Source organism: Azospira sp. I09, assembly GCF_009177135.1.
GTDB lineage: Bacteria > Pseudomonadota > Gammaproteobacteria > Burkholderiales > Rhodocyclaceae > Azospira > Azospira oryzae.
Map to the genome: position 1 here is coordinate 3,019,906 of NZ_AP021844.1, position 24,741 is coordinate 3,044,646.

A 24,741-nucleotide genomic window follows, 5' to 3' on the forward strand; every position below is an offset into this window, starting at 1 on the left:
TTATTGCCGCCTGGAGGCGATGGTTTTTGCCAGGTGTGAAGATATTTTTATTTTTCATATCCGAGGGCGAGAGCAGTGGCAGGTGGTTGGATGACAGCGCAGGATAGGGCGGGCGGTTCAGGCCGGCAGGGGCCGGCGGGCGAGGCGCAGGGCGAGCAGGAAGCTGGCGGCGATGATGCATACCAGGGCGAAGCCGAAGGCCAGTTCCTTGCCATCGCTCCAGGCTTCCACCGCGGGGGAGAGCATCTTGGCGGCGCCGAAGGCGGCCACCAGCAGGCTGACGGCGGAGACCACCAGGCCCATGACCCGGGAGGCCACCAGGGCCACCGTGTCGGCCCGGGCGATGAGGCGGGAGATCCACAGGCCGTTGATGCCGTCGGTGATGAGCATGCCCAGCATGAACAGCAGGGAAAGGCCCAGGGCGTGTTCCCAGCCGCCGTGGCGGGTGGCGGTGAAGGCGAAGAGGGCGGCCTGGGACAGGGTGTCGAAGGAGAGGGCGAAGAGGGCGCCGACGGCGGCCACCAGCAGGGGGTGGCCGGCTTCGGTGAGGCGGCCGAGGAAACGGCCCTTGATGCCGGCGGGGCGCACCATCTCGCCCGGAGCGGCGGCCAGCACGGCTCGCAGGTTCACGGCGCCGAGCAGGGTGAGGAAGGCGATGGAGATGAGGCCGCCCACCCATTCGAACCATTCGGGCACCTGCCACACGTCCGCCAGGGTGCCGACCGCCAGGGCGATGGCGATGACGATGGCGCCGTGGCCGAGGGAAAAGAGGGTGCCGCAGTAGCGCGCCAGGCCCGGGTTGCGCCGGCTGTTGAAGCGGGTGAGGCCGTCGATGGTGGCCAGGTGGTCGGCGTCGAAGCCGTGCTTCATGCCCAGGATCAACACCAGGGAAGCGAGGGCGAGCCAGTTGTCGGGCAGGGTATCCACGGGCCGTGAGGGGGCCGCCGGCGGGCGGCAGAAGGTTAGAAGATGTGAAGAATAAACTTTCCGTCACACGATTGGGGTTGACCTGGATCAGAAAGCGGCAGGGAAATCCGGGGCGACGGGCTCGATCCGCTCCACGGCCGGCCGGGCTGGGGCCGTGGGCAGGTGTGCCGGCAGCAGGGTGCCGCCGGGGGGCTTCAGGCGGCGGGGAGGTCCCGGGGCAGGGTCAGGCGGAACACGGCGCCGCCTTCGGGATGGTTGCTGGCGACGATGCGGCCGCCGTGGCGTTCGACGATGCCGTAGGAGATGGAAAGGCCCAGGCCCGTGCCTTCCCCCACCGGCTTGGTGGTGAAGAAGGGGTCGAAGAGGTGGCCCAGGGCTTCGTCGGGAATGCCGGGGCCGTTGTCGTGGAAGGTCAGGCGCAGTTCCCGGTCCCCCAGTTCGCCGCTGATCAGCAGCTCTCCCCCGGGCTGGGCGGCGGTGGCCTGCAGGGCGTTCTGCACCAGGTTCATCACCACCTGCTGCAGCTGCCCCGGGGAGCCCCGCAGGGGCAGTTCCGCCGGCAGCTCGGTGCGCACGGTGAAGCTGGGCGGGGCGCTCTTGGCCACCCAGCGCACCGCCCGCTGCACCACCTCGGCCAGGTTGAAACGTTCCGCCGCCTCCCGGTCCAGGGCGGAGAAGCGCTTCAGGCCGTCCACGATGTCCCGGGTGCGCTCGGCCCCTTCGATCATGCCGTCGATGAGGGGGGACATGTCTTCCAGGATGCGGTCGATGCGCAGTTCGCTGCGCAGCTCCTCCAGTTCCGGGATGCAGTCGCAGCCCCGGTTGTGTACCGCTTCCAGATAGGTTTCCAGGCGCCCGGCGTAGCGCTTTAGGGCCAGCACATTGCCCAGCACGAAGCTGATGGGGTTGTTCAGTTCGTGGGCCACCCCGGCCACCAGGCGGCCGAGGGAGGCCATCTTCTCCGAGTGCAGCAGCTGCTGCTGGGTGCGCTTCAAGTCCTCGTGGGTCTGCCGCAGTTCCCGGTAGGCCCGGCGCAGTTCCCCCACCGGGCGGCCGGTGACCACCATGCCGATCAGCTTGCCGGTGCCGGAGAGGCGGGGCGTCCAGTTGAAGGAAACGGGTACGGCGCCGCCGTCCTCGGCCTGCAGGGGCAGCTCCACGTCCTGGGCGCCGTCGTGGCTCTGGCTGGCGAAGAAGCTGCGGGCCTTGTCCCGGGCCTTGTCGTCGGCGAAGAGGTCGAAGATGGAAGTGCCCTTGAGAGTCGGCTCGTCCCGTCCGGTGTAGCGCTGGAAGGCCGGGTTCACCTCCTCGATGGCGCCGTGGCGGTCGCACACCACCAGGATGTCGGACATGGAGGCGAGGATGCTGGCGATGAAGCGGTGGGACTCCTCCAGGGCGGCGTTGTTCTGCTCCAGGGCCACTTCGTACTGCAGCAGGTCGTTGTAGACCTCGTCCATCTTCTGGATCACCTCGATCCACACCTTCTCGTTCACCCCCTCCAGCAGCTGGGCCGGCTCCGGCAGCAGGCTGCCGTCGAGCAGGGGGCGGGCGGGACGCTTGGCGGTCATGGCGGCGGGACTAGCGGCTGGGCTTCAGGTGCAGGTGGCGATAGCCGTGGCCGTGGGCATGGCTGTGCTTGTGGCTGTGCTGCTTCTGGCTCTCGTCCAGTTCCACGGTGACCAGGTTGAGCTGGCCATGGCGCACGCCGCGCTCCGCCATGAGGGCCTGGGCGAAGGCCCGCACGTCCTCCGTCGGCCCCTTGAGGATGGTGCTCTCGATGCAGTGCTCGTGGTCCAGGTGGGCGTGCAGGGTGGACACGGTGAGGTCGTGGTGGTCGTGCTGGATGGAAGTGAGGCGCTCAGCCAGTTCCCGCTCGTGGTGGTTGTAGACGTAGGAGAGGTTGGCGACGCAGTGGTCCGATTCCTTGCGCGCCTGGCGCCAGGTTTCCAGCTGGGAGCGGAGGATGTCGCGCACCGCCTCTGAGCGGTTGCTGTAGCCCCGGGCGGCGATGAGGGCGTCGAATTCCCGGGCCAGGTCCTCGTCCAGGGAAATGGTGATGCGTTCCATGCGTTCTCCCTCGCCGGCGGGCGGAAGGCCGCGGAATGCGGCAGGCCGGCGCAATGCCCGCCAGTCTACCAAAAGGCACCGGGCTTCACGGCGGCGCCGGGGTCTTTGCTGCAAAAGAAAAGGCCCGCCGGAGCGGGCCTGGGGATGCGGTGCGCCGCCATGGGCAGCGCCTCGATGCTCAGCCGCGTTGCTGCAGGGCGGCGATGCGCTCCTCGATGGGCGGGTGGCTGGAGAAGAGGCTCATCCAGCCCTTGCCGCCGGCGATGCCGGAGGCCGCCATATTGGCCGGCAGGGGCTCGGGGGACAAGCCGCCGAGACGCTGCAGGGCCGCCATCATGGGGCGCGGGTTGTTGCCCATGAGCCGGGCGGCGCCGGCATCGGCCCGGAATTCCCGCTGGCGGGAGAAGTACATGACGATCATGGAGGCGAGGATGCCGAAGACGATGTCGCACACCACCACCGTCACCATGTAGCCGAGCCCGGGGCCGGAGGATTCCTCGTTGTCCTTGCGCAGGAAGCTGTCCACCAGATAGCCGACCACCCGGGCCAGGAAGAAGACGAAGGTGTTCACCACGCCCTGGATCAGGGTCAGGGTCACCATGTCGCCGTTGGCCACGTGGGCCACCTCGTGGGCCAGCACCGCCTCCACTTCCTCCCTGCTCATGGACTGCAGCAGGCCGGTGGACACGGCCACCAGGGAGTTGTTGCGGCTGGGGCCGGTGGCGAAAGCGTTGGCCTCGCCTTCGTAGATGGCCACTTCCGGCATGGGCAGGCCGGCGTTCTTGGCCAGGCGGGCGACAGTGTCCACCAGCCAGGCTTCGGTGGGGTTGCGCGGCTGCTCGATGACCTGGGCGCCGGTGCTCCACTTGGCCATGGGCTTGGACAGCCACAGGGAAATGAAGGAGCCGCCGAAGCCCATCACCGCGGCGAACCCCAGCAGCATGGGCAGGTTGAGGCCGTTGGCGGTGAGGAAGCGGTTGAGGCCCAGCAGATTGATGACCAGGCCCAGGACCACCATGATGGCCAGGTTGGTGGCAAGGAAGATCAGAACGCGTTTCATGGTATTGCTCCGGTAAAGACTGGATCAGAAGGCAGGTTGCAGATTGAGCTCCGCCTCTTCGGCGGCGGGCAGGCGGCGGGCCAGACGGCCCTGGCGGCGCAGGGGGGCGACGCTGCGCCGCAGGGTCCGGGCCAGGGCCTGGGCAGCCCGGTGGGCGGCGCCGTCGATGGCGGCCCGCAGGTCGCCGGCCACGTCGCTGACCACCAGCGGGGCCTGGCCGTCCACTTCCACCTGGATGCGGCACAGCTTGTCCACGCCGCCGCGGTGGCCGTTGCGGTCCATCAGGCGCACGGTGACGGCGCGGATGCGATGGCGGCTGCGGTCCAGGGCGAAGCCGAGGCGATGGGCGACGTAGCTGCGGATCTCGGCACCGATGTCGATGCGACGGGCGATGATGGTGGGTTGCATGGCGTCCTCCTGTGGCAGAAAGCGAATCGAGAACGCAGCTTAGGGGCTTTCGTTGTCAGGAAAAAGCAGAGAGAATCGAATCATTACTTCGTAAAATACTGAACATGAGCGCCCCCAACACCTCCCCGGCCAGCCTCAACCACCGCCATCTCCATTATTTCTGGGTGGTGGCCAAAGAAGGCGGCATCAGTCGCGCCGCCGAGCGCCTGGGGGTGGCGGTGCAGACCATCAGCGCCCAGCTGAAGGAACTGGAACAGTCCCTCGGTACCGCCCTGTTCACCCAGGAGGGGCGGCGCCTGGTGCTGACCGAGGCGGGCCGCACCGCCCTGCATTACGCCGACCAAATTTTCCTCCTCGGCGAGCAGCTGCAGGAGGCCCTGCAGCTCCAGTCCGCCGCCGCCAGCCTGAAGCTGACCGTGGGCATTTCCGACGCCCTGCCCAAGCTAATCGCCTACCGCCTGCTGCAGGCCGCCATCGACCTGCCCCAGCCGGTGCGCCTGGTCTGCCATGAAGGGGAATTCGACGAACTGCTGGCCGACCTGGCCCTGCACAAGCTGGACGTGGTGCTCACCGACCGTCCCGCCGGCAGCCGTCCCAATCTGCGGGTGTACAGCCATCCCCTGGGGGAGTGCCGCATGGGTGTTTTCGCCACGGCAGAGCTGGCGGCGCGCTACGGCCCCGGCTTTCCCGATTCCCTCAACGGCGCCCCCCTCTTGCTGCCGACCCGGGACACGGCCCTGCGCGGCCGCATCGACGCCTGGCTCTCGGCCCGCAACCTGCGGCCCGACGTGGTGGGGGAATTCGAGGACAGCGCCCTGATGATGACCTTCGGCCGTTCCGGCCTGGGCCTCTTCCCGGCCCCGACCCTGCTGGCCGACGCCCTCGAGGAGCAGTTTCGCGCCCGCCCGGTGGGCGGCATGGAGGACGTGCGGGAGCAGTTCTACGCCATCTCCAACGAGCGCAAGATTCGTCACCCGGCGGTGGAGGCCATCCGCCTGGGGGCGGAGAAGCTGCCTTTGGGGTAGGGCTGGAAGGCAGGCGGGACGGGGCTGCTAGCCAGCCCATGCCTGAAATTCCCGTCTTTTCTGGATCGCCGGCCGGTGCCTAATGCACCGTGCACACCATGCACGGATCGAAGGAGCGCACCACGTGCTGCACCAGCACCGGCGCCGCTTCGTCCTTGGGGATGGGCAGGCCCACCAGGGCCTGTTCCAGGGGGCCGGGGGTGCCGGCGGCGTCCCGGGGGGAGAAGTTCCAGGTGGTGGGGGCGATGATCTGGTAGCCGGCGATGGCGCCGTGCTTCACCGTCAGCCAGTGGCCCAGGCTGCCCCGGGCGGCTTCGGTGAGGCCGACGCCGACGGCGGTATCCGGCAGTTCGCCGTGGGCGCAGAAAGGTTCGCCGGGGGCCAGCTGCTGCACCCAGTTTTCCATGGCCGGGATGAGGGCGGCGATTTCCAGCATGCGGGCGACGATGCGGGCGGTGACGTTGCCGCCGGCGGATTTCCCTTGCCCGTTACGCACCAGGTCCTGGGCCAGGGGCTGGCCGGCCACCAGTTGCCGCGCCAGGGCGCCCACCTCGGCCACCTGGCCGCCGTAGCGGGGGGCCTTGCACCAGGTGTAGGCGTCCTCCTTCTCCAGCAGGGGCCGGGTCTGCCCCTGGGCGGGAGCCTGGGGGGCGTCGCCGGCCAGCCAGGCGTGGCTCAGGTCCTCGACAATGCGGGCGGTGTCCAGCTCGGCGCGGCGGCCCTTGGCCCCGTCCCAGACGCCGGCGGGGAAGAGGCTGCCGACGGAGCCCGGGTAGGCGCCGACGCTCAGGAAGAGATTGCCGGCCCGGCCCACCTGCTGCAGGCCCAGGTCGTCGGCCAGGGCCAGGAAGCGGGGAAAGTCGGCCTGGCGTCCGGCGGCCCAGGCCCGCAAGGCGTCGGCCGAATCCAGGGCGGCCACGGTTTCCAGGGCGTCGCCGAAGAGGGTGCTTTCCAGCCAGGCGCGGAACTCCCGCAGCACGGCGTAGAGGCGGATCTTCTCCGCCGCCAGCACCGCCCGGGTGGTGCCGCCGGGCTGCAGGGCCATGGTGTGGGGCCATTTGCCGGCCAGGTAGCCCTGCAGGCGCATGAAACCGGCCCGGGCGGGCAGCATCTCCGCCGTGGCCCGTCCCGTCTGGGCCTTGAAGCGGGCCTCCGTTTCGGCAAACCAGGGCTTGGCGGCGTAGGCGGCCCGGGCGAAGTCCGGCATGAAAAAGAGGTAGAAGTGGGTCAGGTGGTCCGCCAGGTTTTCCCCGGCCTGGATCAGGTTGCGGGCGAGGCGGCCGTTGGGCGGCGGGATCAGGCCCATGGCCTCGGCCAGGGCGCTGGCGGCGGCGGCCGACTGGGCCACGGAGCAGATGCCGCAGATGCGCGGCACGATGGCCAGGGCATCCAGGGGCGCCTTGCCCAGCAGCATGGGCTCGAAGCCGCGGTAGAGGGGGGCGTTCACCCGGGCCGAGTGCACGGCGCCGTCGCTTACCTCCAGGCTCACCTCCAGGTCGCCTTCGACCCGGTTGAAGGGACCCAACACCAGCTTGCTCATTTCAACCCCGTCTTGCGGATGGCCGGCATCACCACCGGATGGTCGGCGGCGGCGTTTTCCCGAACCCGTTTCGGCGTGGCCGATTTCGACAGGGCGGCGAGGGCGACGAACCAGGCCTTGGGCATGTCCGAGGGCAGGCCGATGGGAATGCCCGCCACCTTGGGCGTTTCCATGAAGGGATGGCCCGGCTCCTCGAAGCCCGGCTCGGTACAGGAGATGCAGGGGTAGCCGCCGCGCAGGCAGGAGCCGACGCCGTTCCACACCCGGGTATTGCAGTCGGCGTGGGCCTGGGTGCCTTTGCAGCCCAGGTTCTCCATGAGGCAACCCAGCTCCGATGGCTTGTGGGCGCTGGCCTTGAATTCGTAGAACTCGTTGCGCGGGCAGCCGTGGTGCACCAGCTGGTCCGAATAGAAACGGGGGCGCTGCAGGGCGTCCAGGTCCCTGGCCTGCAACTGGCCCAGGGCCAGGGCCATCAGGCTGTCCACCACCCAGCCCGGGTGGGTCGGGCAGCCGGCCACATTCACCACCGGCAGGCCGGCGGCGCTCTGCCACTCGGCGCCGAGGATGCCGCCCTTCTCGTCGCCCTCGAACTGCAGGCCGCAGGCGTCGGTGCTGTTCTCCCCCGCCGCCGGCACGCCGCCGAAGGCGGTACAGGAGCCGATGGCGAAGACGTGGCGGGCCTGGTTCGCCAGGCGCTGGACCCAGTCCAGCATGGGAATGCCGGTGCCGGCGAGGATGTGGAAACGTCCGCTACCGTTGGGCCCCCGCAGCACGGCGCCCTCGACGCAGAGGATGTCCACCGGCACCTTGCCGCTGGCGGCGTCTTCGAGGATGGCCAGGGCTTCGGGGCCGGAAGCTTCGGAGAGGGCCGGGTGAAAGAGCACATGGATGCCCACGTCCTCCAGCTGCCGCAGCAGGTCCCGGGCGTCGGCGCCGAGCAGGGAGAGGGTGCAGCCGCCGCAACCGCCGGCCTGGAGCCAGAGTAGGTTCATGAAAATCTTTTAGCCACAGAGGACACAGAGAGCACAGAGGGTGTCCTCTGGAATTTGCCGTTCCTCACGCTTGAAGCAGGCGCCGACCGTTGCACAGCCCGGAAAAACTCTGTGTCCTCTGTGCCCTCTGTGGCAACGATCTTAAGCATCACCCCTTCTCCAGCCCGTAGCGCACCAGCTTGTTGCGCAGGCCGACGCGGGAGAGGCCCAGGTCGGCGGCGGCCTTGGATTTGTTCCAGCGGTGGCGGATCAGGGCCTCCTTCACCACCTTGGCTTCCAACTGCTCCATGCGCTCCTTGAGGCCGCCGGAAAGGTCGGCGAGGAAGGACAGTTCCGCATCCTCATGGACCCCCACTGGGGCCCGCAGCACCCGGGGCGAGAGCAGCTCGGCGCCCAGTTGCTTGCCTTCGCACAGGGCCAGCATGCGCAGGATCTCGTTCTGCAGTTCCCGCACGTTGCCAGGCCAGCGGTAGGCGGCGATGCAGGCCAGGGTCTCGGTGGTGAAACCCTGCACGGTCTTGCCCAGGGCCTTCTGGGAGGCTTCCAGCAGGCGCTGGGCCAAGAGGGGAATGTCCATGGGCCGTTCCCGCAGGGGCGGCACGTGCAGGGTGACGGTGGCCAGGCGGTAGTAGAGGTCCTCGCGGAAGCGGCCTTCCCGCACCTCGGCCTCCAGGTCCCGGTTGGTGGCGGCGATCACCCGCACATTGACGCTCACCGGCCGGGGGCTGCCGAGGGGGCGGAATTCGCCCTCCTGCAGCACCCGCAAGAGCTTCACCTGGAAGGCCGGGGAGGTCTCGCCGATTTCGTCGAGGAAGATGGTGCCGCCGTCGGCCTGCTGGAAGAGGCCGATGCGGTCCTCGTAGGCGCCGGTGAAGGCGCCTCGCTTGTAGCCGAAGAGTTCCGCTTCCAGCAGCTGGTCCGGCAGGGCGCCGCAGTTTTCCACGACGAAGGCCTGGCGGTCGCGGCGGCTCTGGTAGTGGATGGCCCGGGCCAGCATTTCCTTGCCGGTGCCCGATTCGCCCATGAGCAGCACCGAGAGGTCGTAGGGGGCGATGCGCTGCACCATGTCGCAGACCGGGTTCATGGGGCTGCCGGCGCTGCGGGTGAGGCCGTCCAGGCCCAGCTCCCGCTTCACCCGCTCGTACTTCATCTCCACCTTGCTCGCCAGCACCGGCTCGGCGGCGCGCAGTTCCAGGGAGAGGCGCTGGTTGTCCTGCTGCAGGCGCCACACGTTGGCGGCGCTCTTCAGGGTCAGCAGCAGCTGTTCCGGCTGCCAGGGTTTCAGCAGGTACTGGTAGATGCCGGCCTCGTTGATGCCGGCAATGATGTCGCCAGCCTCGGTGTAGCCGGAGAGGACGATGCGCACCACGTCGGGCCAGCGCTGGCGCACCTCGGTGAGGAAAGCGACGCCGGAGGTGCCGGGCATGCGCTGGTCGCACAGCACCACCTGCACGCCCTTGCCGCCGCTAGCGCCCTGCTCCCGCTCCATGATGGCCATGGCCTCGTCGGCGCCGGAGGCGGTGAAGACGGTGAAGTCTTCCTCCAGGGTGCGGCGCAGGGCCTCCTGGGAGCGGACTTCATCGTCCACCACGAGGACGGCAGGCAGGGCGGGGACGTTTTTCATGGCGCTTCAGTTCGTCTCGGGGACGCTCCAGCCCAGGTCCCGGTGCTTCGCCAGGTGGCGCGGCGTCCAGGACTGGGGCGACTTGTGCACGAAGTGGTAACGGGCCACATGATAGCTGGGGTCGAAGCCGTAGAAGTTGCGCTGCATGTGGGCCAGCTCCTCGGCGCGCCAGGCAGAGAGCGGCTTCTCGGCCTCGTCGGAGGCCCGCCGGGCGGCCTTCTCGGCCAGGCGCTGGGCCAGGTCCGGCGCGGCGGCCAGCTCGGCGGCGCAGCGGGCTACATCCACGCGGAAGGCCTCCGGAGTGCCGGCCAGGGCGGCGTCGAGGAAGCCCAGGGCCACGCCCTCGTCGGCGGTCATGGGCAGGCGGTGCTGCATGATGGCCCGGGCCCCGTCCGCGCCGACCCGGGGCGGCAGCAGGTAGGTCCAGAACTCGGAGCCGTAGAGGTTGCCCATGTTCTTGTAGTGGGGGTTGAGGATGACGCCCTGGCGGGCCCACAGCAGATCGGCGGCCCGGGCCAGGAAGCAGCCGCCGGCGCCGGCGTTGCCGCCCAGGGCGGCGATGGTGAGCTTGCCGGTGGCGCGGATGAGGGCCTCGGCCAGGTCGTCCATGGCGTTGATGTTGCGCCAGGATTCGTCAGCGGGGGAATCGGCGGCCTCGATCAGATTGAGGTGGATGCCGTTGGACCAGAAGTCCCGCCCGCCCATCAGCACCAGCACGGACGTTGGCCGTTCCAGGGCGAAGTGGAGGGCGGCCAGCAGGCGCTGGCAGTGGTCGGTGCCCATGGCGCCGTTGTAGAAGTCGAAATGGAGGAAACCGACGGCGCCGGCCTCCTCATAGCGGATGTCCTGCCAGGTGGCATGGTCGGCGGCGAACCAGCCGTCCAGGGGCGCTTCCGGGATCTCGGCCAGCCGCTCGGCGAAGGCCGTGGTGGCGGGCAGCTTGAAGGCGTGGGGGTAGGGCGCGCCCCGCTTTACATGGCCCAGCCACAGGGCGCCGTCCGCCGTGGCCCGGCACAGGGCGGTCTCGCGACGGGCGATGATGGCGCCGGGCGTGCCCCGCAGCCGCGCTTCCCGCCAGGCATCGTAGAGATGGCAGGGCTCGCCGAAGAGTTCGTCGAGCACGCCGGGAAAGCCGTCGGCGGCGTTGAGCTTGCGCAGCACCGTGGCGGTGTCGTCCCGGGTCCAGTCGATGGCCCGGTCCGTCTGGCGCATAAGGGGGCGCTCCCGGCCTCGTACCGCAGGATCGGCCGGGTCGGGGCGGCGGGGCGTGAAACCGCCGGCCTGGAAACGCTCAATGGCTTCCAGGGAGGCGCGGCAGGCGGCCTCGGTCACTTCCTGGCGGTACACGCTGGCCTTCTTGCCGCCGCCCAGGGGGAATTCGGCGCTGGCCCAGACCGGGCCGGCATCCATTTCCGCCTCGGCTTGCAGCACGGTGACGCCCCAGGTCTCCTCCCCGTTCTGGATGGCCCAGTCCAGGGCCGAGGGGCCCCGGTCGCCGACGATGCCCGGATGCACGATCAGGCACAGGTGCTTGGACCACAGCTCCTCGGCGATGGCCCGCTTCAGGAAGGGGGCCAGGATCAGGTCGGGGCGGAAGAGGGCGACGGCCTCGGCGGTGACCGAATCGGCAATGTCGAACTCCACCGACACCTCATGGCCCCGGGCCGTCAGTTCGGCGTGGAGGCGCTGGGTCAGGCTGTTGAAGGTGTGGGTGAGGAGGAGGATGCGCAGGGAAGCCATAGGGCCGCAATTCTAGCGGCCCCGGGGCTTTTTTGACTTGATGTAACGCAATCAGCCGAGGAAGAGGTCCACCCCCAGCATCAGGGCGATGCCGCCGGCCAGGGCTCCGGAGACCTGGGGCAGGCCGCCCCGACTCTTCAGTTCCGGCAGCATTTCGTGGAAGACCACGAAGCCCATGGCGCCGGCGGCGAAGGCCAGGCCTACCGGGTAGAGGGCCGGGTTGTCGCCCAGGACCGTGGCGGCGATCCAGGCCCCCACGGGCTCGGCCAGGCCGGTGGCGGCACCCAGCAGCACGGCTCGCCGCAGGTTCATGCCGGCAGCGCCCAGGGCCAGGGCCACCAGCAGGCCCTCGGGCACATCCTGCACGGCGATGGCCAGGGCCACCGGCACCACCGCCCCTGCGCCGCCGCTGGCGGCGATGCCTACCGCCATGCCTTCGGGAAAGTTGTGCAGGAACAGGGCTAGGGCCAGCAGCAGGCCCCGGGAGGCATGGGTGGCCGGGCCATGGACACCGCTGACGGCGTGGGCGTGGGGCAGGGCCTTGTCCAGGCCCAGCATCAGGCCGACCCCGGCGCCCAGGGCCAGCAGCACGGCCAGGGGCGAGGCGTTGCCGAAAACCGGCGCGGCGGCTTCGATGGCAGGAATGAAGAGGGAGACGATGGCGGTGGCCAGCATCACCCCGGCGGCGAAGGCCATCAGCTGGTCTTCCCGGCGGCCGTTGAGCTTGCCGAGGAAAAGCATGGCCACGGCGCCGGCGGCGGTGGCGGCCGCACCGGCCATGCCCCCCAGGAGGGCGCCGGTCATGCCGCTGCTTGCCAGGGCGTCGAGCAGGGCGGCCACACCGTGGGCCGCCAGGAGCACCGTGCCGGCCACGGCGATGGCCAGGCCGGCGCCGCGGCGCCAGGGGTGGCGGCTGTGCAGGACATGGTCGTCAAGCTGATGGATGAAGGCGGACATGATGGACTCCCGGTGTTGTTACTGCCATTTAAGCAAAGCGGGATTGATTGATCCAATGAATTGATTAAAAGATCGCAATAGCCATTGGCAATTACGATTTGGTAAATCGTCATCCTCCATCCTTAGTCCATGAGGATTTTTTTGCCGTTCCCGAAAAAGTAATTTCCAGCATTTTTAGGGGCTTAGCGGCGGATTTCAGCCAATAAGCATGTCGGTATCACCTTCGTATTATTTTTCAATGAGTTAGCTTTGGTTAGCATGGTTCCAGATTCCCGCCGCCCCGGCCGGGAACGAGCGGTTACTGTCAAAAAATTGACCGCCACCTGGGAGGTTCGCTGTATGCAACGCCACAGTCGTTCTGCTTCATCCGGCTCGCCCGCCGCCCCGGCTGCTCCTGCGTCACCGCGTCGCCCCAAGCGCCGTGCCGCGCCGTTTCTCGCCTCCGTGCGTTTTCTCGACGGCAGCCGCAATGTTTACGAGGTTTCCAACGCCAAGGATGTGGCCGATGCCCGTCGCATGATTCTCGAGGAATTGAGCAACGTGGCCGCCGCCATGATCGTCGTGCGGGACTGACCCCTTCCCGCCTGGTAAAGAAAAAGCCGGCCGGGCCCACAAGGCCCGGCCGGTTTTTTTTGCGTCCGGCTTCCTGTCGTTCCGCCGTCAGCAGATGCGCGGCAGCTGTTCCCCCGTAAGCCAGTCCACGATGCGCTTGCCACCGAAGCCGGTGGTCATCTGCACGAAGTGGTGGGGGTCCTCATGCACGCTGCCGACGATGGCGGCGCCGGTGCCCTGGGGATGGGCCTGCAGGGCGGCCAGGGCCTTGTCCTTGTCTTCACCGGCGACGATGGCGATGAGGCGGCCCTCGCAGGCGCAGTAGAGGGGGTCGAGGCCGAGGAATTCGCAGGCGGCGGCCACCGCCGGCTGTACCGGGATGCGGGCTTCCTGCAGCATCATGCCGACGCCCGACTGGCGGGCGATTTCATTGAGGGTGGTGCCCAGGCCGCCCCGGGTGGGGTCCCGCAGCACCTTCACCTGGACGCCGCTGGCCAGCAGGTCGGCCACCAGGCCGTGCAGGGCTGCGGTGTCGGAAACGATGGGGGATTCGAAGGCCAGGCTTTCCCGCTGGCTCATGATGGCCATGCCGTGGTCGCCGATGGGGCCGGAGACCAGGATGGCGTCGCCCGCCGCTGCCCGGTTGCCGGAAAGCTCGATGCCGGCGGGCAGCCAGCCGACGCCGGTGGTGCTGATGAAAACCCCGTCGCCCTTGCCCTGCTCCACCACCTTGGTGTCGCCGGTGACCACCGGCACGCCGGCTTCCCTGGCCGCCGCCGCCATGGATTCGACGATGCGCTTGAGGTCCGCCAGGGCGAAGCCCTCTTCCAGGATGAAGCTGGCCGAGAGATAGAGGGGTTTGGCGCCCATCACCGCCACGTCGTTGATGGTGCCGTGCACCGAGAGACAGCCGATGTCGCCGCCGGGGAAGAAGAGGGGCGACACCACGTGGGCGTCGGTGGCCATCACCAGCCGGCCCGGGCCTTCCGGCAGGGGCATGACCGAGCCGTCGTTGCCCTGGGCCAGATAGTCGTTGCCCAGCAGGGGGGCGAACAGTTCGTCGATGAGCTGGGCCATGGCCCGGCCGCCGCTGCCGTGGCTCATGTCCACGCGGCCGTGCTTGAGGTCCAGGGGGCGGATGTAGTTCTGTTTCATGGCGGGACTTTCGCTCAGGCCGGCAGTTCGCGAAAACGGCCGTAGGTGTAATGGGCGGCGCAGGCGCCTTCGGAACTGACCATGCAGGAGCCGACCGGGTTTTCTGGGGTGCATACGGTGCCGAACAGCTTGCAGTCCTGGGGCCGCTTCACCCCGCGCAGGATGGCGCCGCACTCGCAGGCCTTGTGGTCGGGCACGCTGACGTAGTCCTCACCGAAGCGCTGTTCCGCATCGAACTCGGCGAAGCCGCCGCGGATGCGCAAGGCCGAATAGGGTACGGTGTGCAGGCCGCGCCACTCGAAGGCCCGGCGCAGTTCAAAGACCTCGGCCACCAGGTTCTGGGCCTTGAGGTTGCCCTCCCGGCTGACGGCCCGGGAAAACTCGTTTTCCACCTCGGCCCGGCCTTCATTGACCTGGCGCACCAGCATGCGGATGGCCTGCATCACGTCCAGAGGCTCGAAGCCGGCGATGACCACGGGCTTGCGGTATTCCTCGGCGAAGAATTCGTAGGGCCGGCTGCCGATGATGGTGGAGACGTGGGCCGGGCCGATGAAGCCGTCCAGGGGCACGGTGCCCAGCTTCCTCACTTCCGGCGATTCCAGGATGTTGCTGATGGCCGAAGGGGTCAGCACGTGGCAGCACAGCACGGAGAAATTCTTCAAGCCCATCGCCTTGGCCTGCTTGATGGCCACGGCGGTGGGCGGGGTGGTGGTCTCGAAGCCGATGGCGAAGAACACCACCTGCTTCTCGGGGTTCTCCTGGGCCAGCTTGAGGGCGTCGGCGCTGGAATAGACCATGCGGATGTCCCCGCCCCGGGCCTTGGCCTTGAGCAGTGAGAGCCCGTCGGATGCCGGCACCCGCAGGCAGTCGCCGTAGGTGCACAGGATCACGTTGTGCTTGAGGGCCAGGCGGATGGCCTGGTCCACCCGGCCGATGGGCAGCACGCAGACCGGGCAGCCGGGGCCGTGGATCATGCGCACATTGGCCGGCAGCAGGTCGGTGACGCCGTAGCGGGAAATGGCGTGGGTGTGGCCGCCGCAGAATTCCATGAAGTGGTAGCGGCGCTCCGGCCGGGCCTCCTTGGCGATGGCGGCGGCCAGGCCCTGGGCCAGTTCGCCGTCCCGGTATTCGTCGACGTACTTCATGGGTAAAACCTTTTGCCACAGCGGGCACAGAGATCACAGAGGGCGGGGGCCATGGGCGGCATTGGCTGGCGCGGGGACATCAGGCCTGGGCCATGGCAGCGGCGCGGGCTTCGTCGTCCAGCTCGGCGAAGAGGGCCAGGGTCCTGGCGGCCTCTTCCGGGTCCAGCTTGGTCAGGGCGTAGCCCACGTGGATGATGACGTAGTCGCCCACGGCCACGTCTTCCACCAGGGCCAGGGAAACCTCCTTGCGCACGCCCCCCAGGTCGATGCGGGCCTGGTCGTCGGGCAGGAGTTCAACGATTTTCGCGGGGATGGCGAGACACATGGTCAGCGCTCCTTCAAAGGCAGATTCAGGGGGGCGGGAGGCAGGGCGGTGGCGTCGGGCAGCTGGTCCATGGCTTCCTGGACGCTGGCGCAGCGTTGCAGCAGGTCCTGGATGGCCGCCACCGGCTCCGGGTAGAGGCCGGGAAAATCCATCTCGCCCGGGTAGTCCAGGGCGAAGGCCAATTGCTCGTTGGGCGGAGTGAAGCGGGCCTCCACGCCGGGCTTGTTGCCCCGGGGGTCGAGGCGGTACCAGCCGTGCCCGGGCAGGTACACGGCGTTGAGGCCGTGCAGGCAGTAGCGCTCGCCGCCGGGTTCCAGGGTCAGGCGCTGGTAGCAGAGGGCGGCGGGAATGCCGTTGGCCCGTAGCAGGGCCGCCAGCAGGTGGCTCTTGGCGTAGCAATAGCCGGTGCGTTCGGCCAGCACCTGGGGCGCGGCACAGGTGAGGGGATTGCGGGCGTCGGCCCGGTAGTCCCAGCTATGGCGGATCTGGTCCCGCACGTACTCGAAGCAGCGGCGGGCGGTATCGGTGGGGCTGCCGTCGCCGGCGGCCTGCAGTTCGGCGGCCAGGCGGCGAATCTCGGGATGATTGGCAGCGACGATGGGGCCGGCGGCCAGGTAGGGGGCGAACTCGGGTGGATGGGCTGTCACGTCGTACTCCTAGCGGCCCAGGGACTGCCGGGCCACCCAGGCCTGGCCCAGGGCGATGCCGCCGTCGTTGGGCGGGGCCTGGCGGGCTTCCAGCACGGCCAGCCCTCTGGCCTGCAAGCCCATGCGCAGGTCCCGGGAAAGCAGGTGGTTGAGCAGGCAGCCGCCGCCCAGGGCGACGGTGGACAGGTTGGCCCGTTCGGCCGCCGCGGCCGCCCAATGCACCAGGCCGGCGGCCAGGGTGGCGTGGAAGCGGGCGGCGCCCAGGTCGGCGTCATCGCATTCGCCCAGCCAGGCGAGCAGGGGCAGCAGGTCGAGATGGCCGTCGTTGTTGATGTTCCAGCCATCGGTCAGGGGCGCGGCGGGGCCGTGGCGCTCTTCCCAGGCGTGGGCCCGGCCCTCCAGTTCCATGGCGGCCTGGGCCTCGAAGCGCTGGCTGGCGCGCAGGCCCAGGAGGCCGGCGGCGGCGTCGAACAGCCGGCCCAGGCTGGAGGTGGGCGGGCAGTTGAGCTGCTTGCGCAGCATCTCGGCGATCATGGCGGCGCCCTGCTGATCAGGATAACGGCGGGCGACGAAGGCCTCGATGTCGCCGTTGCGGCCCAATGCGTGGAGGGCGGCAGCGGCCAGGCGCCAGGGCTCCCGGGCGGCCCTGTCGCCGCCGGGCAATTGCAGAGACAAGAGGCCGCCGAGGCGCTGGCAGTCGGCCCCGTCCACCCGCAGCAGTTCGCCGCCCCACAGGCCGCCGTCTTCACCCAGACCGATGCCGTCCAGGGCCAGGCCGATGACCGGCTTGGGGTAGCGGGTTTCCGCCAGCACGGCGGCGATGTGGGCGTGGTGGTGGGCCACGGCGATGGCCGGAATGCCCCGCTCGGCGGCGAAGGCGGCGGCCAGCCGGGTGGAGGGGAAATCCGGGTGCAGATCGTGGGCGATGACCTGGGGTTCCACGTCCAGGATGTGCAGCAGGTGGGCCGCCGTCTCTTCCAGGAAATTCACCGTGGGCACGTTGTCCAGGTCGCCGATGTGCTGGGAGAGATAGGCCTCCCGGCCCTTGACCACGCACAGGGTGTTTTTCAGGTAGGGGCCGAAGGCCAGGACGGCCGGGCCCTCGTCCTTGAGCTTGATGGGGCGCGGCGTCTGGCCCCGGCCCCGGCGCAGGAACTGGACCCCGCCCTCGTCGCAACGGATCACCGAGTCGTCGCTGCGGATGACGATGTCCCGGTCGTGGCAGAGGAAGGCGTCGGCCATGCCGGCCAGGCGTCCCACCGCCTCGGCGTTGTCGGTGACCAGGGGCTCGCCCCCCGGGTTGGCGCTGGTCATTACCAGTACCAGATCCTGGGCTTGGGCCAGCCAGGCCAGGCCCGCCGGTTCGCCGGCGGCGGCATGGAAGAGCAGGTAGTGCAGGGGCGCGTAGGGCAGCATCAGGCCCAGCCATTGCAGGCCGGGGGCGACGCCGGGCAATTGGGTGTCGGTATTGTCCTGCTTGCGCAGCAGGACGATGCTGCGCTCGGGCAGTTCCAGCAGGCCCGCCTCGTCGCCGCCCAGGGCGCAGAGGGCATTGGCCGAGGCCACGTTGGCGGCCATCACGGCGAAGGGCTTTTCCTCCCGGTGCTTGCGTTTTCTCAGTTCGGCCACGGCGGCCCCATTGCGGGCGTCGCAGGCCAGGTGGAAGCCGCCGTAGCCCTTGAGGGCGACGATCTTGCCGGCCTGCAGCAGGCGCACCGCCTCCCGCACCGGGTCACCGGCAATGGGCTGGCCGGCGGCGTCGAGCAGGCGCAATTGGGGCCCGCAGTCCGGGCAGCAGTTGGCCTCGGCGTGGAAGCGCCGGTTGTGAGGATCGGCGTATTCCGCGGTGCAGGCCGGGCACTGGGGGAAGGGCGCCAGGCTGGTGCGGGCCCGGTCGTAGGGCAGCTCCCGGGTGATGGAATAGCGGGGGCCGCAGTGGGTGCAGTGGGTGAAGGCGTAGCGGTGGCGCCGGTCCTGGGGCGCGAACAGTTCTTCCAGGCAGTCGTGGCAGAGGGCGCTGTCGGGGCCGATGGCGGTGCTGGCGTGGCCGCCCCGGCTCTCGACGATGAGAAAGCCGGGCAGGCTGCGCTCGGGCTCGGCCTCCCGCACTTCCACCGCCTCCACCCGGGCCAGTTCCGGCGCTTCGGCCCGCAGCCTGGCGATGAAGCGCTCCACCAGCGGGGCCGGGCCCCGGGCTTCGATATCCACCCCTTCGGCGTCGTTGCGCACCCAGCCGCCAAGGCCCAGCTCAAAGGCCAGGCGATAGACGAAGGGACGATAGCCGACGCCCTGCACCAGGCCGCGGACGCGGACCCGGCGGCAGAGCAGGGGAAGGGTGAGGTCGTTCATGGCAGTGGTGCAACCGGGGCGGCAGAGCCGCCCCGGGAATCAGCGGCGGGCCAGCAGGCCTTCCAGTTCGGCGATGCGGGCTTTCAGGGCGGCGACGTTTTCCTGGCGGGCTGCTTTGGCGGCGGCCAGGCCCTTTTCCACCCAGGCCAGCCACTCGGCGAAGCCTTCTCCGCTGGTGGTGGAGACCCGGATCACTTCCAGGGCCGGATTGACCCGGCGGGCGTATTCCACCGCCTTATCCGCATCGAAAGTCAGGTGGGGCAGCAGGTCCACCTTGGAGAGCAGCATCAGGCGGGCGGCCCGGAACATGTCCGGGTACTTCAGCGGCTTGTCCTCGCCTTCGGTGACGGAGAGGATCACCACCTTGCCGGCCTCGCCCAGGTCGAAGGCGGCGGGGCACACCAGATTGCCGACGTTTTCGATCAGCAGCAGTGAGTCGTCCTGCACCTCCAGCTTTTCCAGGGCGTGGCCCACCATGTGGGCGTCCAGGTGGCAGCCCTTGCCGGTGTTGATCTGCAGGGCCGGGGCGCCGGTGGCGCGGATACGTTCGGCGTCGAAGCTGGTCTGCTGGTCGCCCTCGATCACGGCCACCCGGTATTTGGTCTTCAGTTCCTCGATGCTGCGGCAGAGCAGGGTGGTCTTGCCGGAGCCGGGGCTGGAAACCAGATTGAGGGCGAACACGCCCTTCTCGGCCAGGGCCTGGCGGTTCTTGGCGGCGTAGGCGTCGTTCTTGGAGAGAATGTCCCGCTCGATCTGCACCATGCGCTTCTGGCTCATGCCCGGGGCGTGGGCGCCGGCGGGGCCGCTGCCGTAGTCGATGCTGCCATCGCCGTGATGGTGGTGATGGCCGTGCCCGTGGTCGCCTTGGTCTCCCTCGGCGTGGGCGTGGTGGTGCTCGCCCTCGTGGGTATGGGGATGGCTGTGGCTGGTGCCGTCGGCGTGGGTATGGACGTGGCCGTGGGCCGGGGCGGCTGGCTGGGGCGTGACGCCCTGATGATCGTGATGATGCTCGCCGTCGTGGTGGTGCGGGTGGCTGTGACGGGTGCCGTCGGCGTGCACATGTTCGTGTTGGTGCTCGTCGTGGGCATGGCTGTGGCCGTGACCGTGCTCGTGGCCATGGCTGTGGGCGGTACCGTCCTCATGCACATGCCAGTGTTCGTGACCATGTTCGTGATCGTGGAGGGCGTCGCCCTCGATGCGGGTTTCGCCGGCGCCGCAGCCGCAGGTGGTACACATTTGCTCGATGCTCCTTCGATTTCCTGAATTCTGTGGTGAGGGCTGGCCCTCAATCGACTTCCAGTTCCCGCACCCGCATTTCCGTGCCGGCCGTGGGCTGTACCGGGTAGCCGCCGCATTCCGGGCAGGGGTCGTACACCTGGGCCAGGGGCACGGTCTTCTGGCAGGAGAGGCACAGCCCCTCGCCGGGGACGCTGACGATTTCCAGCTTGGCGCCATCGGCCACCGTGCCCTTGCTCACCGCCTCGAAACAGAAGGCCATGGCTTCCGGTTCCACCGAGGAGAGCTGGCCGATTTCGAGGAAGACGGTCTTTACCCGGGCAAAGCCCTGGGGGCCTTGGGCGGCGTCTTCGACGATTTGCAGCACGCCCTCTGCCAGGGACATCTCATGCATGGTGATGCGTATCCAGGGTGATGCCCACGGCGACGCAGGGGTCCAGGGACAGGGCGATGCAGCGGGCCATGTGCCGGGCGGCTTCCGGGGTCGGGGCGGGCAGGCCGGTGGTGTCTTGGACGAAGGCACCGGCCGGGTGAAAGTTCCATTCCGTGGGGGCAACAATAACATAGCGCTGCACCGTGCCGGCAGCCAGCGCCACCAGATGCAGCAAGGGCCCTCGGGCTGTTTCCACCCGCGCCAGGCCGATGCCGGGGGCTGGGCTGCAGGCATCCACCCAGGCCGGGTCCCAGTGGCCGTCGAGCAGGGCTTCCAGCTCCAGGCAGCGGGCCTGGAGGCGGGCGGCGACACGGCGGCCGGCCTGCCACCGGGCGGCCACCTCGGGCTGCCGGCGGCAGCGGGCGGCGGCGCCGGTTTCCCGGGGCTGGCCGGCCAGGGTCGGGGCCAGGGCATGGGCGGCGAGGCAGTCCCAGTCCCGCTCTCCGGGGAGGGATTGCCACCAGGCGGATGCATCCAGGTGTTCCAGCAGGTCCGTGCCGGAAGCCGCGCAGCGCGGCAGTTCCAGGGCATGGGCGGCGAAGCTGCGCCATTGGGGCCGATCGGCGGCGGGCAGGCCCTTGCGCCAGGCCACCAGGGCCTCCTTGCGCGGCGGCAGGCCCAGCAGGGGCGGCCAGTCCAGGCCCAGGCGCCACAGGTGTTCGCCGATCATCTCCCGGCTCAGGCGCTGCCGTTCGGCCCCATCCGGCTCGGCCATCGGGGCGCCGGCGGCAGCGGCCAGGGCCCGGCGGGCGGCGCTGCCCTGGGCGGCGGCACAGAGGGTGAACAGGCGCGGCGCCAGTTCACCGGCCTCGGCGGCAGGACGGCCCTGCAGCAGGCGGGCGGCCAGGGGGCGGGGGCTGGCGACGCGGGCCGCGGCAATGCCCTGGCCGTCCCATTCCAGGGCCAGTTGCAGTGCGCCGTCGTTTCCCTCGTGCTGGCCCATGCTGGCCTGCCCCCCGCAAAAAAGCCGCTACCCTAGGGGATCGGGGCCGCCGTCGCCTTGATTACCGTCAAGTGGGCGGGAGATAGGGGCGGGCGAGGGCCGTACGGCCCGTCCGGTGTGGCGATGAGGGCCGGCTTCCCGGGGAGGCGGCGGCGGGGCCGCCGATTGCTCCGGAATCCCCGGCCAATACAGGCGTTGAAGGCCGGCGGCGGATGTTGTCCGAGGACCGCCGCCGTAAGGGTGTATAGGCGAAAGCTATAGGATGTATAGCCAAAAACCATTGAAAAACATTGACTTACGTCAACAAGACCCTGCTCGCGGGATGGACAATGGCGGCACAATATTTCCATAACCCGAAGGGAGTGACACATGTTCCAACTCAAGATCACGCCGACCGCCATCGTCCTGGCGGCCACCCTGGGCCTTGCCGGCCTGGCGCAAGCCGCCGGCAACGAGCCCATCCAGCCGATCAAGCCCGCCAAGGTGGCCAACCCGGCCCTGGTGGAACTGGGCAAGAAGCTGTATTTCGATCCCCGGCTGTCCATGTCCGGCTTCATTTCCTGCAATTCCTGCCACAACCTGTCCATGGGCGGCACGGACAACATCAAGACCTCCATCGGCCACAACTGGAACGAAGGTCCCATCAACGCGCCCACCGTGCTCAATTCCAGCCTCAACGTGGCCCAGTTCTGGGACGGCCGTGCGGCCGACCTCAAGGCCCAGGCCGGCGGCCCCATCGCCAACCCGGGTGAAATGGCCTCCAACCACACCCTGGCGGTGGACGTGGTGAAGTCCATCCCCGGCTACGTGGCCGAGTTCAAGAAGGCCTTCGGCTCCGACAAGGTGGATATCGACGGCATCACCAAGGCCATCGCCGCCTTCGAGGAAACCCTGGCGACCCCCAATTCCCGCTTCGACAAGTGGCTGAAGGGCGACCAGAAGGCCCTGAGCAAGAACGAACTGGAAGGCTACAAGCTGTTCAAGGACAGCGGCTGCGTCGCCTGCCACAACGGTCCGGCCGTGGGCGGCAACTCCTTCCAGAAGATGGGCGTGGTGGAACCGTACAAGGCTTCCAGCGCCGCCGAAGGCCGGGTCGCCGTGACCGGCAAGGATGCGGACCGCTTCAACTTCAAGGTGCCGACCCTGCGCAACGTGGAAATGACCTACCCCTACTTCCACGACGGCGCCGCCAACACCCTGAAGGAAGCGGTGGACACCATGGGCCGCATCCAGCTGGGCAAGAAGTTCACGGACGAGGAAAACGCCAAGATCGTGGCCTTCCTGAAGACCCTGACCGGCGACCAGCCCAGCTTCAAGCTGCCGATCCTGCCGCCGTCTGCCGACGCCACCCCGCGTCCCCAGCCCTTCGGCAAGAAGTAAGCAGCGCCTCTCGACTTGGAACGGGGGCCGTGGCCCCCGTTTTTTTCTGCACCTAAATGCTTCCGGCTATTGGGAACAGGTGCCGGATAGCCCATAATCCGGGCTGCCGGGAATAATTTGCACCGGTTTTGTTTCCCATCAAAGAGCCGCTACACTCTCGCCTCCATAATCCCGCCCAGATTGCCTGGACGCCCTCATCAATGCTGGAAGCCTCCCAACTGGAATGCGTACGCGGTGACCGTCGCCTGTTCGCCGGGGTGAGCTTTCGCCTGGAAGGCGGAGAATTGCTCAACCTGCAGGGCAAAAACGGCGCCGGCAAGACCAGCCTGCTGCGCATGCTGGTGGGCCTGGCCCAGCCCGTGGCGGGCGAGATCACCTGGCGCGGCGAGCCGATCCGCAAGCTGGCCGAGGATTACCGGGCCGAGCTGTGCTACATGGGCCACCACAACGCCATCAAGGAAGAACTGACGCCCCTGGAGAACCTGCTGGCCTCGGCCCGTCTGGCCGGCGAGCCCCTCTCCGAGGAGCAGGCCCTGGAGGCCCTCTACGCCGTCGGCCTGGCCGGGCGGGAAGACCTGCAGGCCAAATACCTGTCCCAGGGCCAGAAGCGCCGCGTCGCCCTGGCCCGCCTGATCCACGAGCGCCGCGCCCTGTGGGTGCTGGACGAGCCCTTCGTGGCCCTCGACGTGGCCGCCGTGGACATGGTGGCCGGCCTCATCGGCGCCCACCTGCAGCGGGGCGGCCTGGCGGTGATGACCACGCACCAGGCGGTGACCATTCCCGCCGGCGCCGTCCGCGAATACCGGCTGGGGGCCTGATGCTCGACCTGCTCTTCGCCGTCATCGCCCGGGACCTGAAGCTGGCCCTGCGCCGCCAGGCCGATCTGGTTTCCGCCCTGTTTTTCTTCATCATCGTCGTCAGCCTCTTTCCCCTGGGGGTCGGCCCCGAGATGGACATGCTGCGCAAGATGGCCCCCGGCGTGCTGTGGGTGGCGGCCCTGCTGGCCACCATGCTGACCCTGCCGCGCCTCTTCGGCGACGACTACCGGGACGGCACCCTGGAACAGCTGGTGCTGGCGCCCCAGCCCCTGCCGGTCACCGTGCTCGGCAAGATGGCCGCCCACTGGCTCACCTCCGGGCTGCCCCTGACTTTGCTGGCGCCGGTTCTCGGCCTACAGTTCGACCTGTCCGCCGACGGCCTCCTGGTGCTGACCCTGGCCCTGCTGGTGGGCACCCCCTCCCTCTCAGCCATCGGCGCCATCGGCGCCGCCCTGACCCTGGGCCTGCGGGGCGGCGGCGTGCTGGTTTCCCTGCTGGTGCTGCCCCTGTATATTCCGGTGCTGATTTTCGGTGCCGGCGCCGTCGATGCGGCCGTTTCCGGCCTGGGCTTCGAAGCCCATCTGTCCCTGCTCGGCGCCTTGCTGGCCGGCAGCCTGTTTTTCGCGCCGTGGGCGACCGCGGCGGCCTTGAAGATATCTCTCGAATGAACAATCGACTGATCAACTGGTTCAAGTTCGCCTCCCCGGCGACCTTCTACCCCCTGGCGGGCAAGATGATCCCCTGGTTCGTCGCCCTCTCCGTCGTCTTCGGCGCGGCCGGCCTCTACCTGGGCATGTTCGTGGCCCCCACGGACTTCCAGCAGGGCGAGGGCTACCGCATCATCTTCATCCACGTGCCCGCCTCCTGGATGAGCATGTTCATCTACCTGGTGATGGCCTTCTGGGCCGCCCTGGGCCTGGCCTTCAACACCCGCCTGTCGGGCATGATGGCCACCGCCCTGGCCCCCACCGGGGCGCTGATGGCCTTCCTCTCCCTGTGGACCGGCGCCCTTTGGGGCAAGCCCATGTGGGGCACCTGGTGGGTGTGGGATGCGCGGCTGACCTCCGAGCTGATCCTGCTCTTCCTCTACATCGGCTTCATCGCCCTGCAGTCCGCCATCGACGACCCGCGCCGGGCCGACAAGGCCGGCGCCGTGCTGGCCCTGGTGGGCGTGGTGAACATCCCCATCATCTATTTCTCCGTGAAGTGGTGGAACACCCTGCACCAGGGCGCTTCCGTCTCCCTCACCAAGTCCCCCTCCATGGCCGCCACCATGCTCTGGGCCATGCTGCTGGTGGCCCTGTGCTTCTGGATGTATTCCATCGCCGTGGCCCTGGGGCGGGCCCGCAACATCATGCTGGAGCGGGAGCGGCACACCGAATGGGTGCGCCAGCTGCTGGCCGGCAAGGAGTCCTGAG

Annotated in this window: 24 protein-coding genes; 6 read left to right on the top strand and 18 right to left on the bottom strand. The window is 68.9% G+C overall.

The window, feature by feature from the left end; translation table 11 throughout:
* Positions 1-117: 117 nt before the first annotated feature.
* From AZSP09_RS14115 to AZSP09_RS14135, 5 genes are all read right to left on the bottom strand, one after another.
* A complete protein-coding gene (locus AZSP09_RS14115; RefSeq protein WP_152090389.1) occupies positions 118-927 on the bottom strand; it encodes a HoxN/HupN/NixA family nickel/cobalt transporter in 810 nt (269 codons plus the stop codon).
* A gap of 194 nt (positions 928-1,121) precedes the next feature.
* Positions 1,122-2,495 (bottom strand): sensor histidine kinase, encoded by a 1,374-nt coding sequence (locus tag AZSP09_RS14120; protein ID WP_152090390.1) that lies wholly within the window; start codon positions 2,493-2,495, stop codon positions 1,122-1,124.
* 10 nt (positions 2,496-2,505) lie between these two features.
* The gene (nikR, locus tag AZSP09_RS14125; RefSeq protein ID WP_014236251.1) at positions 2,506-2,994 is read right to left on the bottom strand and encodes a nickel-responsive transcriptional regulator NikR; all 489 of its coding nucleotides are present in this window, start codon (positions 2,992-2,994) and stop codon (positions 2,506-2,508) included.
* A 178-nt stretch (positions 2,995-3,172) separates the two neighbouring features.
* On the bottom strand, positions 3,173-4,054 hold the full coding sequence (gene htpX, locus AZSP09_RS14130) for a protease HtpX (RefSeq protein WP_014236252.1): 882 nt from the start codon (positions 4,052-4,054) through the stop codon (positions 3,173-3,175).
* A gap of 24 nt (positions 4,055-4,078) precedes the next feature.
* A complete protein-coding gene (locus AZSP09_RS14135) occupies positions 4,079-4,462 on the bottom strand; it encodes an HPF/RaiA family ribosome-associated protein (RefSeq protein WP_014236253.1) in 384 nt (127 codons plus the stop codon).
* Between the two features lie 104 nt (positions 4,463-4,566).
* On the opposite strand from AZSP09_RS14135, the gene nhaR reads away from it, so the two are divergent.
* Positions 4,567-5,487, top strand: a complete 921-nt coding sequence (nhaR, locus tag AZSP09_RS14140; protein WP_014236254.1) for a transcriptional activator NhaR — start codon at positions 4,567-4,569, stop codon at positions 5,485-5,487.
* Between the two features lie 79 nt (positions 5,488-5,566).
* Here nhaR and AZSP09_RS14145 read toward each other — a convergent pair whose 3' ends face one another.
* The 5 genes from AZSP09_RS14145 to AZSP09_RS14165 form a co-directional block, all read right to left on the bottom strand.
* Entirely contained in the window at positions 5,567-7,027 is a 1,461-nt protein-coding gene (locus tag AZSP09_RS14145) for a nickel-dependent hydrogenase large subunit (protein WP_152090391.1), read from the bottom strand.
* Positions 7,024-8,019: a HupU protein gene (locus AZSP09_RS14150; RefSeq protein WP_152090392.1), complete on the bottom strand. Its 996-nt coding sequence runs from the start codon at positions 8,017-8,019 to the stop codon at positions 7,024-7,026. Before AZSP09_RS14150 ends, AZSP09_RS14145 begins: the two co-directional genes overlap by 4 nt.
* Positions 8,020-8,167: 148 nt before the next feature.
* Complete coding sequence (locus AZSP09_RS14155; RefSeq protein ID WP_014236257.1) at positions 8,168-9,643, bottom strand: sigma-54-dependent transcriptional regulator; 1,476 nt, start codon at positions 9,641-9,643, stop codon at positions 8,168-8,170.
* Positions 9,644-9,649: 6 nt separating this feature from the next.
* Positions 9,650-11,383, bottom strand: a complete 1,734-nt coding sequence (locus AZSP09_RS14160) for an enoyl-CoA hydratase-related protein (protein WP_152090393.1) — start codon at positions 11,381-11,383, stop codon at positions 9,650-9,652.
* Positions 11,384-11,434: 51 nt separating this feature from the next.
* On the bottom strand, positions 11,435-12,340 hold the full coding sequence (locus AZSP09_RS14165; protein WP_152090394.1) for a ZIP family metal transporter: 906 nt from the start codon (positions 12,338-12,340) through the stop codon (positions 11,435-11,437).
* A gap of 339 nt (positions 12,341-12,679) precedes the next feature.
* Here AZSP09_RS14165 and AZSP09_RS14170 point away from each other — a divergent pair, with 339 nt between their 5' ends.
* Positions 12,680-12,913, top strand: a complete 234-nt coding sequence (locus AZSP09_RS14170; protein ID WP_152090395.1) for a hypothetical protein — start codon at positions 12,680-12,682, stop codon at positions 12,911-12,913.
* An 87-nt stretch (positions 12,914-13,000) separates the two neighbouring features.
* On the opposite strand, the gene hypE is transcribed toward AZSP09_RS14170, so the two are convergent.
* From hypE to AZSP09_RS14210, 8 genes are all read right to left on the bottom strand, one after another.
* Positions 13,001-14,047, bottom strand: coding sequence for a hydrogenase expression/formation protein HypE (hypE, locus tag AZSP09_RS14175; protein ID WP_152090396.1), 1,047 nt, complete (start codon positions 14,045-14,047; stop codon positions 13,001-13,003).
* 14 nt (positions 14,048-14,061) lie between these two features.
* Entirely contained in the window at positions 14,062-15,192 is a 1,131-nt protein-coding gene (gene hypD / locus AZSP09_RS14180) for a hydrogenase formation protein HypD (RefSeq protein ID WP_130459426.1), read from the bottom strand.
* Positions 15,193-15,271: 79 nt separating this feature from the next.
* Complete coding sequence (locus tag AZSP09_RS14185) at positions 15,272-15,517, bottom strand: HypC/HybG/HupF family hydrogenase formation chaperone (RefSeq protein WP_152090397.1); 246 nt, start codon at positions 15,515-15,517, stop codon at positions 15,272-15,274.
* 2 nt (positions 15,518-15,519) lie between these two features.
* Positions 15,520-16,164 (bottom strand): transglutaminase-like domain-containing protein, encoded by a 645-nt coding sequence (locus AZSP09_RS14190; RefSeq protein ID WP_152090398.1) that lies wholly within the window; start codon positions 16,162-16,164, stop codon positions 15,520-15,522.
* A gap of 9 nt (positions 16,165-16,173) precedes the next feature.
* Positions 16,174-18,513 (bottom strand): carbamoyltransferase HypF, encoded by a 2,340-nt coding sequence (gene hypF, locus AZSP09_RS14195; RefSeq protein WP_152090399.1) that lies wholly within the window; start codon positions 18,511-18,513, stop codon positions 16,174-16,176.
* 39 nt (positions 18,514-18,552) lie between these two features.
* Entirely contained in the window at positions 18,553-19,749 is a 1,197-nt protein-coding gene (gene hypB / locus AZSP09_RS14200) for a hydrogenase nickel incorporation protein HypB (RefSeq protein WP_152090400.1), read from the bottom strand.
* Positions 19,750-19,798: 49 nt separating this feature from the next.
* On the bottom strand, positions 19,799-20,143 hold the full coding sequence (gene hypA, locus AZSP09_RS14205; RefSeq protein ID WP_014236267.1) for a hydrogenase maturation nickel metallochaperone HypA: 345 nt from the start codon (positions 20,141-20,143) through the stop codon (positions 19,799-19,801).
* Positions 20,136-21,125 carry a nickel-dependent hydrogenase large subunit gene (locus AZSP09_RS14210; protein WP_152090401.1) on the bottom strand — a complete coding sequence of 330 codons (990 nt, stop codon included), beginning with the start codon at positions 21,123-21,125 and terminating at the stop codon, positions 20,136-20,138. Before AZSP09_RS14210 ends, hypA begins: the two co-directional genes overlap by 8 nt.
* A gap of 369 nt (positions 21,126-21,494) precedes the next feature.
* Between AZSP09_RS14210 and AZSP09_RS14215 the strand changes: the two genes are divergently transcribed.
* From AZSP09_RS14215 to ccmC, 4 genes are all read left to right on the top strand, one after another.
* Positions 21,495-22,505, top strand: coding sequence for a cytochrome-c peroxidase (locus tag AZSP09_RS14215; RefSeq protein ID WP_152090402.1), 1,011 nt, complete (start codon positions 21,495-21,497; stop codon positions 22,503-22,505).
* Between the two features lie 200 nt (positions 22,506-22,705).
* On the top strand, positions 22,706-23,323 hold the full coding sequence (gene ccmA, locus AZSP09_RS14220) for a cytochrome c biogenesis heme-transporting ATPase CcmA (RefSeq protein WP_152090403.1): 618 nt from the start codon (positions 22,706-22,708) through the stop codon (positions 23,321-23,323).
* The gene (ccmB, locus tag AZSP09_RS14225; RefSeq protein ID WP_014236271.1) at positions 23,323-23,991 is read left to right on the top strand and encodes a heme exporter protein CcmB; all 669 of its coding nucleotides are present in this window, start codon (positions 23,323-23,325) and stop codon (positions 23,989-23,991) included. Before ccmA ends, ccmB begins: the two co-directional genes overlap by 1 nt.
* The gene (gene ccmC, locus AZSP09_RS14230; protein WP_130459419.1) at positions 23,988-24,740 is read left to right on the top strand and encodes a heme ABC transporter permease CcmC; all 753 of its coding nucleotides are present in this window, start codon (positions 23,988-23,990) and stop codon (positions 24,738-24,740) included. Before ccmB ends, ccmC begins: the two co-directional genes overlap by 4 nt.
* Position 24,741 lies beyond the last annotated feature (1 nt).

What these genes read in the sequence shown, in the direction of transcription:
- AZSP09_RS14120 (WP_152090390.1), bottom strand. Translation starts at nt 2,495, where the DNA reads ATGACCGCCAAGCGTCCCGCCCGCCCCCTGCTCGACGGCAGCCTGCTG.
- nikR (WP_014236251.1), bottom strand. Translation starts at nt 2,994, where the DNA reads ATGGAACGCATCACCATTTCCCTGGACGAGGACCTGGCCCGGGAATTC.
- htpX (WP_014236252.1), bottom strand. Translation starts at nt 4,054, where the DNA reads ATGAAACGCGTTCTGATCTTCCTTGCCACCAACCTGGCCATCATGGTG.
- AZSP09_RS14135 (WP_014236253.1), bottom strand. Translation starts at nt 4,462, where the DNA reads ATGCAACCCACCATCATCGCCCGTCGCATCGACATCGGTGCCGAGATC.
- nhaR (WP_014236254.1), top strand. Translation starts at nt 4,567, where the DNA reads ATGAGCGCCCCCAACACCTCCCCGGCCAGCCTCAACCACCGCCATCTC.
- AZSP09_RS14145 (WP_152090391.1), bottom strand. Translation starts at nt 7,027, where the DNA reads ATGAGCAAGCTGGTGTTGGGTCCCTTCAACCGGGTCGAAGGCGACCTG.
- AZSP09_RS14150 (WP_152090392.1), bottom strand. Translation starts at nt 8,019, where the DNA reads ATGAACCTACTCTGGCTCCAGGCCGGCGGTTGCGGCGGCTGCACCCTC.
- AZSP09_RS14155 (WP_014236257.1), bottom strand. Translation starts at nt 9,643, where the DNA reads ATGAAAAACGTCCCCGCCCTGCCTGCCGTCCTCGTGGTGGACGATGAA.
- AZSP09_RS14160 (WP_152090393.1), bottom strand. Translation starts at nt 11,383, where the DNA reads ATGGCTTCCCTGCGCATCCTCCTCCTCACCCACACCTTCAACAGCCTG.
- AZSP09_RS14165 (WP_152090394.1), bottom strand. Translation starts at nt 12,340, where the DNA reads ATGTCCGCCTTCATCCATCAGCTTGACGACCATGTCCTGCACAGCCGC.
- AZSP09_RS14170 (WP_152090395.1), top strand. Translation starts at nt 12,680, where the DNA reads ATGCAACGCCACAGTCGTTCTGCTTCATCCGGCTCGCCCGCCGCCCCG.
- hypE (WP_152090396.1), bottom strand. Translation starts at nt 14,047, where the DNA reads ATGAAACAGAACTACATCCGCCCCCTGGACCTCAAGCACGGCCGCGTG.
- hypD (WP_130459426.1), bottom strand. Translation starts at nt 15,192, where the DNA reads ATGAAGTACGTCGACGAATACCGGGACGGCGAACTGGCCCAGGGCCTG.
- AZSP09_RS14185 (WP_152090397.1), bottom strand. Translation starts at nt 15,517, where the DNA reads ATGTGTCTCGCCATCCCCGCGAAAATCGTTGAACTCCTGCCCGACGAC.
- hypF (WP_152090399.1), bottom strand. Translation starts at nt 18,513, where the DNA reads ATGAACGACCTCACCCTTCCCCTGCTCTGCCGCCGGGTCCGCGTCCGC.
- hypB (WP_152090400.1), bottom strand. Translation starts at nt 19,749, where the DNA reads ATGTGTACCACCTGCGGCTGCGGCGCCGGCGAAACCCGCATCGAGGGC.
- hypA (WP_014236267.1), bottom strand. Translation starts at nt 20,143, where the DNA reads ATGCATGAGATGTCCCTGGCAGAGGGCGTGCTGCAAATCGTCGAAGAC.
- AZSP09_RS14210 (WP_152090401.1), bottom strand. Translation starts at nt 21,125, where the DNA reads ATGGGCCAGCACGAGGGAAACGACGGCGCACTGCAACTGGCCCTGGAA.
- AZSP09_RS14215 (WP_152090402.1), top strand. Translation starts at nt 21,495, where the DNA reads ATGTTCCAACTCAAGATCACGCCGACCGCCATCGTCCTGGCGGCCACC.
- ccmA (WP_152090403.1), top strand. Translation starts at nt 22,706, where the DNA reads ATGCTGGAAGCCTCCCAACTGGAATGCGTACGCGGTGACCGTCGCCTG.
- ccmB (WP_014236271.1), top strand. Translation starts at nt 23,323, where the DNA reads ATGCTCGACCTGCTCTTCGCCGTCATCGCCCGGGACCTGAAGCTGGCC.
- ccmC (WP_130459419.1), top strand. Translation starts at nt 23,988, where the DNA reads ATGAACAATCGACTGATCAACTGGTTCAAGTTCGCCTCCCCGGCGACC.